Raw genomic sequence first — 14884 nt, 5'->3', positions numbered from 1 at the left:
ATGGCGGCGGCCGTCGTCACCGCGATGGTGCTGACCGTCCTGCTCCCCGACGACCTCCGGCTGGCGCCCCGCTGGGTTCTCCCCGCCGTCGAGGGGCTGCTCCTGCTGGCGCTCATCGCCGGCGACCCGGGCCGGATCGACCGGCGGTCGGCCGCCCTGCGCACGCTGTCGATCGCCCTCGTGGGGGTGCTGGCGCTCAGCGCCGTCTGGTCGACGGTCCAGCTGGTCGACGACATCCTGCACGGCGGCCAGGAGACCAGCTCCGCCGTCAGCCTGCTGCAGACCGGCGGCACGGTGTGGACCGGTACGGTCCTCGCGTTCTCCCTGCTGTACTTCGAACTCGACGGCGGCGGGCCGGCCGCCCGCGCCCACCGCCTGCCCGGCGCGCCCGCGCTCGCCTTCCCCCAGCAGGTCGACCCGCGGCTGGGCAGCGCCGACTGGCGCCCGTACTTCATCGACTACCTCTACCTCGGGCTCACCAACGCCACCGCGTTCAGCCCCACCGACGTCATGCCGCTCGCCCCCTGGGCGAAGATCGCCATGGGCATCCAGTCGCTGGTCTCCCTGCTGATCCTCGGTCTCGTGGTCGCCCGTGCCGTCAACGTCCTCGCCTGACGCCTGACGCCTGACGGAACGGCCCGGGGCTGTGCGGACTCCTGGTCGGGGCCGTCGCCCGTCCGCCACGCCCGGGGACCCGGGGCCGGGCGCGGTGGACGGCCGGCCCCGGGAGCCTCTCGGGTCAGGCGTCGTCGCCGGTGAGGCCCGCGCGGACCTCGCGGGCGGCGGCCACCAGGTTCTCCAGGGAGGCGCGGGTCTCGGCCCAGCCGCGGGTCTTCAGTCCGCAGTCGGGGTTGACCCACAGCCGCCCGGCCGGGATGGCGTCGAGGCCGGTGCGCAGCAGGCCGGCCGCTTCCCGGGTGCCGGGGACGCGCGGGGAGTGGATGTCCCAGATGCCGGGGCCGGCTTCGCGCGGGTAGCCGTGGGCGGCGAGTTCGCGGGCGACCTGCATGTGCGAGCGGGCGGCTTCGAGGCTGATGACGTCGGCGTCGAGGTCGTCGATGGCGGCGACGACGTCGCCGAACTCGGCGTAGCACATGTGCGTGTGGATCTGGGTGTCCGGCCGGACCCCGCTGGTGGTGAGCCGGAAGGCCTCGGTGGCCCAGGCCAGGTAGCCGGCGTGGTCGGCGGTGCGCAGGGGGAGGGTCTCGCGCAGGGCGGGCTCGTCGACCTGGATGACCCGGACACCCGCGCTCTCCAGGTCGGCGACCTCGTCGCGCAGGGCGAGCGCGACCTGGCGTGCGGTGTCGCCGAGGGGCTGGTCGTCGCGTACGAAGGACCAGGCGAGCATGGTGACGGGGCCGGTCAGCATTCCCTTGACCGGCTTGGCCGTCAGGGACTGGGCGTACGAGGTCCAGCGGACGGTCATCGGCTCGGGGCGGGAGATGTCGCCCGCCAGGACCGGGGGGCGCACGTAGCGGGTGCCGTAGGACTGGACCCAGCCGTGCTGCGTGGCGAGGTAGCCGGTGAGCTGCTCGGCGAAGTACTGGACCATGTCGTTGCGTTCGGGTTCTCCGTGCACCAGGACGTCGAGGCCGGTCTTCTCCTGGAAGGAGATCACCTCCTCGATCTCGCCCTTGATGCGCGCCTCGTAGCCGGCGGTGTCGATGCGTCCGGCCCGCAGGTCGGCACGGGCCGCCCGGAGCTCGTCGGTCTGCGGGAAGGATCCGATCGTGGTGGTCGGCAGCAGTGGCAGACGCAGGTGGGCGCGCTGGGCGGCGGCACGTTCGGGGTAGGGCTGGGAGCGCTGCCGGTCGGCCTCCGTGACGGCCGCCGCGCGGGCGCGGACGGCGGGGTCGTGGGTGAGGGGGGACGCGGCCCGGGAGGCCAGGACGGCGCGGTTGGCGGACAGTTCGCCCGCCACCGATGCGGTGCCGGAGGTGAGTCCCCTGGCCAGGGTGGCGATCTCGGCGGCCTTCTGCCGGGCGAAGGCCAGCCAGCGCCGGATCTGCGGGTCGGCGTCCTTCTCGGCGGCGGCGTCGAGCGGGACGTGCAGGAGGGAGCAGGAGGCTGCCACGTCGACCCGGTCGGCGAGGCCGAGCAGGGTGCCGAGGGTGGTCAGGGACTTCCCCAGGTCGTCGACCCAGATGTTGCGGCCGTTCACGACCCCTGCGACCAGCCGCTTTCCGGGCAGTCCGCCGACGGCCGCGAGGTCGTCGAGGTTGGCGGCGGCCGGGCCGGTGAAGTCGAGCGCCAGTCCCTCCACGGGTGCCTTGGCCAGGACGGGCAGGGCCTCGCCGAGCCGGTCGAAGTAGGACGCGACGAGCAGCCTGGGCCGGTCGGTGAGGGCGCCGAGTTCGCGGTAGGCGCGGGCGGCCGCGTTGAGTTCGGCCGGGGTGCGGTCCTGGACGAGGGCGGGCTCGTCCAGTTGCACCCACTCGGCGCCGGCGGCGCGGAGGGCGGTGAGGACCTCCGCGTACACGGGCAGGAGCCGGTCGAGCAGGGTCAGCGGCCGGAAGTCGGCTGCCGCGCCGGGTGCGGGCTTGGCGAGCAGCAGGTAGGTGACGGGGCCGACGAGGACGGGACGGGCGGTGTGGCCGAGGGTGAGGGCCTCGCGGAGCTCGGCGACCTGCTTGGCGGGGTCGGCGGTGAAGACGGTGTCCGGGCCGAGTTCGGGGACCAGGTAGTGGTAGTTGGTGTCGAACCACTTGGTCATCTCCAGCGGCGGCACGTCCTGGGTCCCGCGTGCCATGGCGAAGTAGCCGCCGAGGGTGTCGGCGGCGACGGCGGCCCGGTGGCGTGCGGGGATCGCGCCGACCATGACGGTGGTGTCCAGGACGTGGTCGTAGTACGAGAAGTCGCCCGTGGGCACTTCGGTGATGCCGGCGGAGGCGAGCTGCTGCCAGTTGGCGCTGCGCAGGTCCGCGGCGGTGGTGCGGAGTGCGTCGGCGGTGACGCGGCCCTTCCAGTAGCCCTCGATCGCCTTCTTGAGCTCACGGTTCGGGCCCTGGCGGGGGTAGCCGTGGACGGTGGCGCCTGCTGCCGCGGCTGCGGACTTGGTGGTCACGGAGATCTCCTTCGCGAGATGAATCCCTGAGATCCCGATGGGCCCCGGAGGCGCGAAGGGGTACGAGGAGCGGACGGCCACGACCCGCGCGGCACGCGCGGTCGACCGTCTGCTGTGTACGCCGACCCGCCCACGAGGTCACCGGGACATCCGCGCACGGCTCGGGCCGGCACGGGCAACGGGCAGGTCTTCGGACTCGCGGGCACGCCGGCCTCCGAAGAGGCGGGCACCTACTGGCCGTCGCTTCCCAGGACCTCGCGGTCCCAGTGCGTATGACGGCGGTCGTTCCCGCTCACCGCTGCGGGGCAGTCCCGGATTCCCACCGGGTTCCCTCTTGCGACGCATCCCGCCTGGCGGACGGGGCGAACCAGCTGCACCGGCCAGCGTATGCCGGACGCCTGCCGGGTGACGACCCCCGTCCGGCATGCGGACGCGTGCCAGGGCCGCCGCCCCGGCGGGGGGGGTACGCGTTTTCGGCCGGCTCGAACGGGTGATAACCCCCTCGGTGTTGCACGTGTGCCGGCGGGGGGCGTGATGAAGTACGACCTGTCCGACCGCCTCGTCGTGGGGATCGCCTCCAGTGCCCTGTTCGACCTCACCGAGTGCGACGCGGTGTTCCGGGAGCGGGGTGAGGACGCGTACCGGGCCTGCCAGGAGGCCCATGCGGACGACGTCCTGGGCAAGGGCGTGGCCTTCCCCTTCGTGCGGCGCCTGCTGTCGCTGAACGACCTCGCGGATCCGTCCGATCCGCTGGTCGAGGTCATCATCCTGTCGCGCAACGACCCCGACACCGGGCTGCGGGTGATGCGTTCCATCGCGGCGCACGGTCTGCCCATCAGCCGGGCGGTCTTCCGGCAGGGCCGGCCGTCGCACCGGTTCATGCCGGCCCTGAACATGTCGTTGTTCCTGTCGGCCGACGGTGCCGACGTCCGTGCGGCGATGGCCGACGGGCTGCCGGCGGGGCACGTGCTCAGGACGGAGCGGGTCGACGACGACGCCGACCGGGAGCTGCGGATCGCCTTCGACTTCGACGGCGTCCTGGCGGACGACTCCTCCGAGCGGATCTACCAGTCGGCGGGCATCGACGAGTTCCGCGCGCACGAGGTGCTCAACGCGACCACCCCGCACGACCCGGGCCCCCTGCGGGAGTTCCTCGCGGGCGTCAACCGGATCCAGCGCCGCGAGGAGGAGGAGCGGCGCGCGGTCCCGGCGTACCGGCCCCGGCTGCGGGTGTCCCTGGTCACCGCGCGGGACGCCCCCGCGCACGAACGGGCGGTGCGGAGCCTGAGGCAGTGGGGACTCCGGGTGAACGACGCCTTCTTCCTCGGCGGCGTCGACAAGGCGGCCGTGATGCGCGCGCTCGACCCGCACATCTTCTTCGACGACCAGGTCGCGCACCTGAACGGCACGGCGCCGGCCACCCCGAGCGTCCACGTGCCGTTCGGCATCGTGAACGCGCCGGTACCGTGATCATCCGGGGCACGGGGTGTCCGGGTGTCCGCCCGGTCCGTGCCGGGACTGTCGACGGCGAGTGATGGGGCTGCAATGGGTGCGCTGGAGAAGCCGGAGGTCGTGGTTCCGGAGGGTGCGGCTCCGGCCGAGCTGACCGTCCGGGACCTGGTCGTCGGGGACGGGCCCGAGGTGAAGCCGGGCATGGTGGTCAAGGTCCACTACGTCGGGGTGACCTTCGAGACCGGGCAGGAGTTCGACGCCTCCTGGGACCGGGGCGAGCCGTTCAAGTTCGCGCTGGGCAGCGGCCGGGTCATCAAGGGCTGGGACCGGGGGGTGAAGGGGATGCGGGTCGGCGGCCGGCGCGAGATCGTCGTTCCGCCGCGGCTCGGCTACGGGAACCAGTCGCCCTCACCGCTGATCCCGGCCGGCTCGACGCTGGTGTTCGTGGTGGACCTGGTCGACTCGTACTCGGGCACGGGCGGGTGGAGCAGCGGCGCGTGAGGCCCGCTCCGCCGGCCGGCTGCGCGGGCCGCGCGGCCGTGCTCCGGGCTCACGCCGCGCGGCGCCCGGTCCAGGCGTGGTGGTGGTCGACAAGGGTCTCCTGCCAGGGGCGGTAGGTGATGCCGAGTTCCTCGGTGCTCCTGCGGTTGTCGACCGCGAACCTGATCCCGAGGTGCTTGCGGATGTAGTCCTGCGTGAGGCCGAAGGCCGGTCCCAGGAGCCGTACCGGCCAGTGCGGCAGGCCCCACCGGGGCAGGCGTGGGTCCCTGGGGCGCACGGCCAGCAGGGCCCGGGCCATCTCGCGGAACGACACCATCTCCGGCCGGGCCAGGATGTACCGGCCGTGCGCGCCGGGCTGCTCGGCGGCGGCGATGTGGGCCGCGGCCACGTCCCTGACGTCCACGACGGTGAAGGAGAAGTCGGGTGCGCCGTAGCAGAACCAGCCCTTGAACAGCTCGTCCACGAGGAAGAGGCTGCCGGATGCCGAGGCGGGGGTGAGCGAGGGCCCGAGGACCAGGCCGGGGTTGACGGACACCATGCGCCAGCGGTCCTGGGCGCGCGCCGCCTCCCACGCGGTCTGCTCGGCGGCGGTCTTGGCGTAGTGGTACGGGTTGTTCTCGACGGTGCTGGTGGTGTTGACGTAGCGCTCGGAGAGCGTGCGGCCGTCCATGTCCAGGACGTCGGCGTAGTCCCCGAAGATCGCGCCGACGGTGGAGGTGAAGACGAGGCGCTCGACCGTGGGGGTCCGCTCGATGCCGGCCAGGACGTTGCGGGTGCCGGTCAGCGCCGGCTCCACCACGTCCTTCAGGGCGTCCTTGATCTGTTCGGGCATCAGGAAGGGCGAGGCGACGTGGAAGACGACCCGGCACCCGTCCATCGCCCGGTCGAAGGAGCCCGCCACCATCAGGTCCGCCTCGAACAGCTCCAGCCGGCCGGGGAAGCGGCCGGCCATCTCGTGCAGGGGGCGCACCTTCGCGGCGTCCCGCAGCGACCGGACCGTGGCGTGGACGCGGTAGCCGCGCTCCAGCAGCGCCTGGACCAGATGGCTGCCGACGAAGCCGGTGCCGCCGGTCACCAGCACCGGGCCCCCGGCCGTGCCCCGCGTGCCGTCCATGCCCCCACCGTCCCTCGGCCGCGCCCGCACGCCTGCCGCGCGGGTCGCCGGAGCCTACGCCCGGGGGCCGCCCGGCACCAGGGGTACGGGGTGCCGGGGGGCGGGTGCGGGGGTGCCGGGGGTGCGGGTGCGGGGGTGCCGGGCGTCGGGTACGGGGTGCCTGCGCCCCGTCAGCCGGCTGCGCGGCGTCTGCCGCGTTGGCGGCGCGGGTACGGCAGGAGGCGGGGCGGCCGCCTGGCGGCCACGTCCTCGATCCAGCCGAAGGTCAGCACGAGCAGCCCGGCCAGCGGCACGGCCACCAGCAGCGTGAACCACTGGCTGGCCAGCAGCCACCGGAAGTGCTCGTAGACGAAGGGGACGCTCCACAGGGGGTCGATCAGCGGGATGGCCGCCACGAGCGCGGTCTGGTGCCAGAGGTAGACGCTGACGGCGCGCGCGTTCAGGAAGGTGATCAGGCCGTTCCAGCGTTCCAGCGGGCCGGGCCAACGCTCCCAGTACGGGCTGATGTGGAGCAGGAGGGCGACGAAGCCGAGGGACCACAGCGACTGGGCGATCGGCCAGGCCTCGATGTCGGTCGGCACGGTCGGGTCGACCGGCCGGGTCTGGAGGTACCAGAAGCCGGCCACCATCACGAGCGGCGCGACGGACGGCAGCACGTACTGCGGGATCTTCTTGAGCAGACCCTCCTGGTGCGCCATGCCGAGGATCCAGCAGGAGCCGAACATCGCGAAGTCGCTCGCGGTCTCCCAGACCCGGTAGTAGACGAACTCCTGGTCGGGGAAGAAGGTGTGCATCACGACCGTCAGGGCCAGCGGCGTGCACAGCGTCACCCACGGGAGCCGTCGCAGGGCCCGGAGCAGCAGCGGGGAGAACAGGACGTACCAGAGGTAGGCGCGGAGGTACCAGAGCGGTACGACGATCTGCGCGGCCCACGTCGGCTCCACCAGGTGGAAGCCGGTCAGGCCGTCCGCGTACGGCGGGGTGCTCAGCGGCAGGACCCAGAAGGACAGCTTGGCCCACCACCAGGTGGGGTGGCCCTCGGAGTCGGGGCCCCAGCCGTCGAGGATCTGGAGGGTGATCAGGATGGCGCCGAACAGCCACATCGGGGGCAGCAGGCGGCGCAGCCGGCCGCGGATCACGCCGAGGGCGGGGCGGCTGAGGGAGCGGGCCATCAGGGAGCCGGCGAGGGCGAACATCACGCCCATCGACGGGAAGACCAGGGGCAGCCAGGCCCAGCCGAAGTTGTGGTAAAGCACCACGCGGCCGAGTGCCAGGGCACGGAGGAGGTCCAGGTAGCGGTCACGGCCGCGGGCGGGCAGGGGCCGCGCCCCGGGTGCCTCCGGTGCGTCGGCCGCCCCGGGAGTGCCGGGAGTGCCGGGCGTACCGGGAGCGCCCCGCCACGGTCCGGATCCCGCTTCGGCCGCGGGCGCGGAGGCGGGAGCGGGCGCGGAGGCGGGAGCGGGCGCGGGCGACGGCCAAGGCTCGGGCCACCCCTCGTACGCCGTCTGCCGGGTCGGGGCCTCCGGCTGCGGTCGCGGTACGGGCGGAACCCTGAGCCTGAGGGTGTCCTGGTTGCGTCCGGAGTGCTGGGGTGCGGTCACGGTCGGGCCTCCACCGGTGCGGCGGCGACCTCGCCGGTGCGCCGGAGCTTCTGCCAGCGCAGGCGGCCGCCGGTCATCGCCGTGATCGCGGACTGCAGCAGGACGACGTACATCAGCTGCCGGTAGACCATCTGCTGGATCGGCAGGCTGATCAGGTGCCAGGGCTTCTCGCGGTCGAGCCGGAAGGCGTACCAGGACAGCGCGCCCTGGAGCAGGATGAAGCCGCCCCAGCTGAGGAGGGTGAGCTCGGCGTCCCCGAAGAACACGCCGTACAGCAGGAACAGGTCGACCAGCGGTGCCAGCAGCGGGGCGACCACGCCGAAGAGCACGATGAGCGGCAGTCCGAGCCGTCCGAAGCGGCGGGCCGGCCCGTCGGAGGTCACCGCGCGGCGGTGCTTCCACATCGCCTGCATGCTGCCGTAGCTCCAGCGGTACCGCTGGGACCAGAGCTGCTGGAGGCTGGCGGGTGCCTCGGTCCAGGCCCGGGCGTGCTCGGCGTAGACGATCCGCCAGCCTTCGCAGAGCACCGCGATGGTGATGTCGGTGTCCTCGGCGAGGGTGTCGTCGCTCATGCCGCCGGCCTGCCGGAGGGCTTCCTTGCGGAAGGCGCCGACCGCGCCGGGGATGGTGGGGATGACGCCCAGCATGTCGTACATCCGGCGGTCCAGGTTGTGGCCGAGGACGTACTCGATGTGCTGCCAGGCGCCGATGAGGCTGTCGCGGTTGCCGACCTTGGCGTTGCCCGCGACCGCGCCGATGGCCGGGTCTCCGAAGGGCTGGATCAGCTCGCGGACGGTGGACGGTTCGAAGACGGTGTCGCCGTCCATCATCACGATGATGTCGTACGAGGCGGCCGCGATGCCGGCGTTGAGCGCGCTGGACTTGCCGCCGTTGGTCTTGCGGATCAGCCGGACGAAGGGCAGGGCCATGGCCTCGACGATGTCGGCGGTGCCGTCCGTGGAGCCGTCGTCGATGACGATCACCTCGATCGGGTGGTCGCCGGCGGCGAGGGAGTTGAGGGTGTTGGCTATGCACTCGCGCTCGTTGTACGCGGGTACGAGCACGGTGACGGGCCGGGTGACGGGCGGGCCCCAGGCGTCGCGGCGCTTGGCGCGGCGGGCGTGGACCGGTGCGAGGACCAGCATCAGCGCGAACCGGCCGAAGTTGAGGAAGCCGACCACGGCCAGCAGCCCGACCAGCACGGGCAGGGTGAGCACGGCGAACTGGGTGGCCCAGAGGTAGCCCTTGCCCGCCCACAGCTGGAAGCCCTGCACCGGCACGGTGGCGCTGGAGGCGCCGAGCGCGTCGGAGATGGTGGTGAAGCGGTAGCCCTGCGCCTGGAGCCGGTCGATGATCTGGCCGAGCGCGGTGAGGGTCTGGGTGCGGTCGCCGCCCGCGTCGTGGAGCAGGATCAGCGCACCCGCGCCCGGCCGGGTGGGCATCGCGGCCTTGACGATCTTCTCGACGCCGGGGCGCTTCCAGTCGTCGGTGTCGCGGTCGACGAACGCGGTGAGGTAGCCGCGGGCGCCGACGTACTTGATCACCGGGTAGTTCCAGTCGTCCAGCGCCGTGGCGTCGGAGGAGTACGGCGGGCGGAACAGGGCGCTGTGCACGCCGGCCACGCCGGCGAGGGCCAGCTGCGTCTGGGCGAGCTCCCAGCTGATCCGGGCGTGGGACTGGTAGACGAGGTCGGGGTGGGTGAAGGTGTGCACGCCGAGTTCGTGGCCGCCGGCGACGATCTGCCGGATGAGGTCGGGCTCGCGGGTGGTCATGGCGCCGGTGACGAAGAAGTCCGCGCGGACGCCGCGGTCCGCGAGGATCTTGAGGATCTTCGGGGTCCACTTCGGCGAGGGGCCGTCGTCGAAGCTCAGTACGGCGGTGCGGTCGGGGATCCGGTAGCTCACGGGGTGCTCGTTGCGGCTGCCGCGCGCGTCGATGACCGGGCCGCCCTTGAGCAGGTTGTGCGGAACGCTGAACTTGTCGACCGAGATGGCGATCCGGTCGTCGTGGAACGCCTCGTTGGTGGCGAGGCCGCGCAGGACGAGCAGCGCGAGCAGGCAGGCCAGCAGGGACAGCGGCATGAAGAAGCGCAGCGGTGGCGCGGCCAGTCGGCGCGGCCTCAGCAGGGACTGCCGGCGGCGCTGGTGGCGGGACAATGACGCTCCTGGAGATGGGTGGTGCGGGCGATCGGTGGTGCGGGGGCCGGCGGGGTGCCGGGGGTGGAGGTCGTCGTCCCGGGGGTGGTCGGACCGTCGTGCTCCGGGCTTCGTGGGTCAGGAGGAGGCGGACGGATGCGAGGACGCGGACCGCGACGGCGACGCGGACGGCGCTGACGGGCGGGTGCGCGCCGGCGACGGCAGGGGTGTGGCCGGGGCGGGGGCCCAGGTGGGCTGCTCCGGGACGCCCATCGCGGGGGCGTCGGCCTGTACGCCGACCAGGCTGCTGCCCATGGCGACCGCCAGGACCGCGCCGATCAGGGAGACGGGCCAGCCGAAGCCCCGTAGCAGGCGGCCGCGGGTGCCCGACTGGTCGACGAACACGGGCGCGGGAGCGGGTTCCTCGGGGCCCGGCCCCGGGGTGTCGGGCTGTGCCTGGTACGCCGATCCGCGTTCGAAGAAATTGAAATCTTGGCGCACCTTGCGAGGGCCTTTCAGTGCAGGGTACGTGGACCGCGGGATCGCAGGGCGAACGCTAGTGCACCGGCCGGATTCGACTTGGACCCGTTGTCTGGATTTGGCGCGATCTGCCCGGCCGTCGTAATCGGATCGAAATGCCGAATTCTCGTACCGGAGGGTAGTTCCGCTCGCGCACGGGAGGGTGGCGGCGAATACCTCCCGGACCCTTAAGATGACGCCTCACGTGACCGCGATCATCGGATCCGCGATCATCTCCCCGCTATTCGATCTTTATGAAAAACGGGCGTGTTCGGAAACCGCCTCTGCGCCCCAAGGAGCCCGTGTGAGCCTGCCCCGCCGCACCTCTCGCCGCCGCGCGTGGAGCGCGCTCGCGCTGCCCGCCCTGCTGTGCGTGCTCGCCGCGTGCTCCGGCGCCCCGGGCGGTGACGACGCCGCCGCGCCGGCCCCGAGCACCCCGCCGACCCCGGCCGGACCGCCCGGAACGATGTTCGACGACTTCCACTACGACGGCGCCGACGACCCGGCCTTCGCCGCCAACGGCTGGGAGGTGCGCACGGGCGGGGGCGGCCCGGGCATCAAGGACACCTGGTCCGGCGGGGCCGGCTTCCCCGCGGACCCGACGGCCCAGGGCGGCCGCGTCCTGCGGCTGCGCGCCTCCACCGACGGCACCGCCGGGGGCACGAGCCAGGTCGAGGTGCAGAGCACCGGCCGGAACCTCTTCACCGGGACCTTCGCCGCCCGCGTGCACTTCAGCGACGCGCCGACGAGCGGCCGCGACGGCGACCACGTCGTCCAGACCTTCTTCCCGATCTCGCCCGCGGACTCCTCGGCGAACTACAGCGAACTGGACTGCGAGTACCTGCCGAACGGCGGCTGGGGCTCGGTGGGGCCGCAGCTCGACAACGTCAGCTGGTACAAGGCCGATCCGCCGGACCGCGTCAGCCACACCCTGAGGAAGCGCCTCCGGGGCTGGCACATCCTGATGATCACCGCCATGGACGGCAAGGTCACCTACTCCCTGGACGGGAAGGACCTGTTCACCAGCTCCGGCAAGTACGTGCCGCGCGAGAAGATGGACGTCCATTTCAGCAGCTGGTTCATCGACCTCCCGTTCACCGGCGGCCCGCGCACCTGGGACATGAAGGTCAACTGGTTCTACTACAAGGCCGACGAGGCGGTTTCCCACGCGGAAATCAAGAACACGGTGAACGCCTTCTACTCCGCGGGCACCCACCACATCAACACCCTCCCGAAGTCCTGAACCCCCAAGATCCCTTTTCGCTCTCGTTCAACTTCCCCCGATAAAAGGCCAGAAGACGCACCGTCATTCACCACCCCGATCCATTTACGCATCGTCAGGTCCGGTCTATTGCAGGGCTCCGACGAGGTGGGCCAGGAGGCGGGATCTGGGGGGCATCGTGGCGGTGAGGACGTGTTCGTGGTCGGCGTGGGCGCCGTCGCCCACGGCGCCCAGGCCGTCGAGGGTGGGGCAGCCGACGCCGGCGGTGTAGTTGCCGTCGGAGCCGCCGCCGACCGCGGCGGCGTGGCCCAGCGGAGCCATGCCCAGGCGGGCGGCGATGTCCTCGGCCAGGGCGAAGAGCTTTTCGGAGGCGGTGGTTTCCAGGGGCGGGCGGTTCGGGCCGCCGGTGATGCGCAGGCTCGCCCGCGGGTCGTGCGGGCGCAGGGCGCGGATCAGGCGGTCGGTGGTGTCCTGGGCGGCGGCGCCGGGGACGCGTACGTCCACGCTGAGGTCGGCGCGGGCGGGGACGGTGTTGGCCGTGCTGCCGGCCGAGGCGAGCGTCGGGGTGACCGTCGTCCCAGGTCCGGTGTGCTCGTTCACCGTGTCGGCGATCTGCCGCAACGCCAGGATCTGGTGGGCGAGTTCGGTGGCGGCGTTGATGCCCTTCTCGGGTTCCAGGCCGGCGTGCGCGGCCCGGCCGAGGACCGTGACCCCGTAGAAGGAGACGCCCTTGCGGCTCGTCTTGAGCGCTCCGCCCGGTCCGGACGGCTCCAGCACGAAGGCCGCCGCGCACTGCCTCGCCAGGTCCTCGACGAGGTGGCGGGAGGTGCCCGAGCCGACCTCCTCGTCGCCGGTGACCAGGACGCACACCCCGTCGAGCGAGGGCAGGGAGGCCAGGGCGTGGAACATCTGGACCAGGCCGGCCTTCATGTCGAAGACGCCGGGGCCGCGGGCCACGCCGTCCTCCACCGACCACGGGTGGGTGGTGAGCGAGCCGATCGGCCAGACGGTGTCGTGGTGGCCCACCAGCAGGACGCGGGGCGGGCCGAAGGTCCACCGGACGTGGGTGACGCCGTCGACCACGAGCGTGTGGGGCTGCCCGCCGAGGAGCCGGGTGCCCTGTTCGGCGACGACGTGCGCGCTGCGGGCCACCGCGGTGTGGTCCGCGGAGTACGACTCGCAGGTCACCAGTTCTTCGAGGTCGGCGAGCATGGCGTCGAGCCGGGGCAGGGCGGGGACGGACACGTGGTCCGCCCACGGGTGGTGGGGTCCTCGGTCAGTCGGCACGGCGGGTCCTCCGGGTCGGGATGACCTCCACGCTAGGGCCTGACCGGCCGATCGGGGGCGGAGCCGGGCCGCGGCGGACGGGCGCGGGGTCCGGTCAGACCAGCAGGACCGGGCACGGGGCGTGGTCGAGGACGTGCCGGGCGGCCGGGCCGATGCCGTGCGGCCCGGGGTGGGTGCGGTCGCCGTCGCGGGCCAGGACAAGCAGACCGGCCGCCTCGGCCTCGGCGAGCACCTCGCGTTCGACGCGGCCGGTGCGTTCGCGGCGCGTACAGGGGCGGCCCAGGCGGGCGGCCGCGTCGCCCAGGAGCCGCTCCGCCGCGGCGGTGGCGAGGCGTTCCATACGGGTGCCCGGATCACTCCCCCAGCCCCCGGCCGGGCGGTCCTCCGGCGGGCGGTCCTCCGGCGGGTGGCCCCGGCCCAGCAGGCCGGCGAAGGCACCGTGCGCGGCGCCCGGTACGCCGGCCGGGGTGACGTGCAGCAGGACGATCGCGGCGTCCGCCGGGGCGTGGGCGCGGGCGGCGTCCACACAGGCGGGCCAGGTGCCCTCGGCGATCCAGACCACCACGCGCACGGGCGTCAGCCTCCTCCGATGACGGCCAGCGAGACCCACAGTGCGGGCACCGCCGCGGCCAGGGCGGCCGGCACCGCGTACAGGCCGAGCCGGGTGAACTCCTTCAGTTCCACCTCACTGTCGTGCGCGTGGACGATGCGGCGCCACAGGAGGGTCGCCAGGGAGCCCGCGTAGGTGAGGTTGGGGCCGATGTTGACGCCCAGCAGGACGGCGAGGACGGCTCCGGGCCCCAGTGGGGCCGTCAGCGGGAGCAGGACCAGGACCGCCGGCAGGTTGTTGATCACGTTGGCGAGTACGGCGGCCAGCGCGGCCAGCGCGAACAGTTCGGGCAGCCCCGTGCCGTCCGGGACCACCCGCCCCAGCACGTCGTCGAGCCCGTTGTCGACCACGGCCCGCACCACGATCCCCAGCGCCAGGACGAAGGCCAGGAACGGCACGGAGGCGGCGCCCAGCAGGGCCCGCGGGGTGGTGCGCCGCCGCACCAGGGCGCGTACGGCGAGGGCCGTCGCGCCGGCCAGGGCGGCCCACGCCGGGTCGACGCCGACCGCCGAGGTCAGGACGAAGCCGGCCAGCGTGCAGCCCACGGTGACGAGGGCGAACAGCGGCAGCGGCGGCGGTTCGACGGCGGCGGGCGCCTCCGCCCCGGCGTCGAGGTCGGCGGCGAAGAAGCGGCGGAAGACCAGGTACTCGACGCCGATGGCGGCCGCCCACGGCAGGGCCATCAGGGCGGCGAACCGGGTGAAGCTCAGGCCGCTGGCCGCGAAGGCCAGCAGGTTGGTCAGGTTGGAGACCGGCAGCAGCAGGGACGCCGTGTTCGACAGGTGGGTGCAGGCGTACACGTGCGGTTTGGGACGGGCGCCGATCCGGGCGGCGGTGGCGAACACCACCGGGGTGAGCAGCACCACCGTGGCGTCGAGGCTCAGCACCGCCGTGATCGCCGACGCGGCCAGGAACACCTGGGCCAGCAGCCGGCGCGGCCGGGCCGCGGCCGTACGCGCCATCCACGCCCCGCACGCCTGGAACAGCCCCTCGTCGTCGCAGAGCTTGGCGAGGACCAGTACGGCGGCGAGGAAGCCGGTCACCGGTCCGAGGCGCTCGGCCTCGGCCAGCGCCTCGTCGGCGGAGACGGCGCCGGTGACGACGAGCAGGGCGGCGGCCGGGACCGCGGTCACGGCCTCGGGCCAGCCGAAGGGCCGGACGACGGCGCAGACCAGGACGAGGACGAGCAGGGCCGCGGACAGCGCCTCCGCGAGCTGGGTGTTCAGGGTGGGGTCCTTCCGCGTCTCGGCGGCCGGTCCGCCTGTGCTCCGTCACCCCGCACGGTACCCGGCGCCCCGCCGCTCCACCGCGCTGACCTGGTGCGGGTCCCGCCGTGGGCGCGGCGGGGCCGCCCCGCTCCGGCAGGCGAAGTCGGGCGG

11 protein-coding genes, 1 pseudogene and 1 riboswitch are annotated in these 14884 nt (G+C 73.3%); of the genes and pseudogenes, 4 read left to right on the top strand and 8 right to left on the bottom strand.

All coding sequences use genetic code 11. From position 1 onward, the window contains the following. Positions 1-615, top strand: coding sequence for a hypothetical protein (locus ACIQUR_RS22290; protein WP_403666810.1), 615 nt, complete (start codon positions 1-3; stop codon positions 613-615). A gap of 124 nt (positions 616-739) precedes the next feature. On the opposite strand, the gene metE is transcribed toward ACIQUR_RS22290, so the two are convergent. After that, a complete protein-coding gene (metE, locus tag ACIQUR_RS22285) occupies positions 740-3064 on the bottom strand; it encodes a 5-methyltetrahydropteroyltriglutamate--homocysteine S-methyltransferase (protein ID WP_403666808.1) in 2325 nt (774 codons plus the stop codon). A 184-nt stretch (positions 3065-3248) separates the two neighbouring features. Next, positions 3249-3400: riboswitch (cobalamin riboswitch) on the bottom strand. 198 nt (positions 3401-3598) lie between these two features. Between metE and ACIQUR_RS22280 the strand changes: the two genes are divergently transcribed. Beyond that, complete coding sequence (locus ACIQUR_RS22280; RefSeq protein WP_403666805.1) at positions 3599-4534, top strand: 5'-nucleotidase; 936 nt, start codon at positions 3599-3601, stop codon at positions 4532-4534. Positions 4535-4609: 75 nt separating this feature from the next. Next, positions 4610-5017, top strand: coding sequence for an FKBP-type peptidyl-prolyl cis-trans isomerase (locus ACIQUR_RS22275; protein ID WP_403666803.1), 408 nt, complete (start codon positions 4610-4612; stop codon positions 5015-5017). Between the two features lie 49 nt (positions 5018-5066). Here the strand turns inward: ACIQUR_RS22275 and ACIQUR_RS22270 are convergent, their stop codons facing one another. From ACIQUR_RS22270 to ACIQUR_RS22255, 4 genes are all read right to left on the bottom strand, one after another. Continuing rightward, complete coding sequence (locus ACIQUR_RS22270) at positions 5067-6131, bottom strand: NAD-dependent epimerase/dehydratase family protein (protein WP_403666800.1); 1065 nt, start codon at positions 6129-6131, stop codon at positions 5067-5069. Between the two features lie 170 nt (positions 6132-6301). Beyond that, entirely contained in the window at positions 6302-7390 is a 1089-nt protein-coding gene (locus ACIQUR_RS22265; RefSeq protein ID WP_403666797.1) for an acyltransferase family protein, read from the bottom strand. Positions 7391-7728: 338 nt separating this feature from the next. After that, positions 7729-9825, bottom strand: a complete 2097-nt coding sequence (locus ACIQUR_RS22260) for a bifunctional polysaccharide deacetylase/glycosyltransferase family 2 protein (RefSeq protein ID WP_403667224.1) — start codon at positions 9823-9825, stop codon at positions 7729-7731. Positions 9826-10005: 180 nt separating this feature from the next. Then, positions 10006-10368, bottom strand: coding sequence for a hypothetical protein (locus ACIQUR_RS22255; RefSeq protein WP_403666794.1), 363 nt, complete (start codon positions 10366-10368; stop codon positions 10006-10008). Positions 10369-10690: 322 nt separating this feature from the next. Between ACIQUR_RS22255 and ACIQUR_RS22250 the strand changes: the two genes are divergently transcribed. Further along, positions 10691-11629 carry a glycoside hydrolase family 16 protein gene (locus ACIQUR_RS22250; protein WP_403666792.1) on the top strand — a complete coding sequence of 313 codons (939 nt, stop codon included), beginning with the start codon at positions 10691-10693 and terminating at the stop codon, positions 11627-11629. Positions 11630-11734: 105 nt separating this feature from the next. On the opposite strand, the gene ACIQUR_RS22245 is transcribed toward ACIQUR_RS22250, so the two are convergent. The 3 genes and pseudogenes from ACIQUR_RS22245 to ACIQUR_RS22235 form a co-directional block, all read right to left on the bottom strand. Continuing rightward, on the bottom strand, positions 11735-12820 hold the full coding sequence (locus ACIQUR_RS22245; protein ID WP_403667221.1) for a M20 family metallopeptidase: 1086 nt from the start codon (positions 12818-12820) through the stop codon (positions 11735-11737). 172 nt (positions 12821-12992) lie between these two features. Then, positions 12993-13466, bottom strand: a pseudogene (locus ACIQUR_RS22240) (universal stress protein); the annotation flags it as partial. Positions 13467-13471: 5 nt separating this feature from the next. Continuing rightward, complete coding sequence (locus tag ACIQUR_RS22235) at positions 13472-14731, bottom strand: SLC13 family permease (protein WP_403667218.1); 1260 nt, start codon at positions 14729-14731, stop codon at positions 13472-13474. Positions 14732-14884: the final 153 nt, after the last annotated feature.

Origin of the sequence: Streptomyces sp. NPDC101132, assembly GCF_044759225.1 — a bacterium.
Lineage (GTDB): Bacteria > Actinomycetota > Actinomycetes > Streptomycetales > Streptomycetaceae > Streptomyces.
The sequence above is the reverse complement of the archived record's forward strand: the minus strand, read 5'-3'. Positions and strand labels throughout refer to the sequence as shown.

Bases quoted from the DNA above. Each gene is read 5' to 3' on its own strand.
- ACIQUR_RS22290 (WP_403666810.1), top strand. From the start codon at position 1: ATGGCGGCGGCCGTCGTCACCGCGATGGTGCTGACCGTCCTGCTCCCC.
- ACIQUR_RS22280 (WP_403666805.1), top strand. From the start codon at position 3,599: ATGAAGTACGACCTGTCCGACCGCCTCGTCGTGGGGATCGCCTCCAGT.
- ACIQUR_RS22275 (WP_403666803.1), top strand. From the start codon at position 4,610: ATGGGTGCGCTGGAGAAGCCGGAGGTCGTGGTTCCGGAGGGTGCGGCT.
- ACIQUR_RS22270 (WP_403666800.1), bottom strand. From the start codon at position 6,131: ATGGACGGCACGCGGGGCACGGCCGGGGGCCCGGTGCTGGTGACCGGC.
- ACIQUR_RS22245 (WP_403667221.1), bottom strand. From the start codon at position 12,820: ATGCTCGCCGACCTCGAAGAACTGGTGACCTGCGAGTCGTACTCCGCG.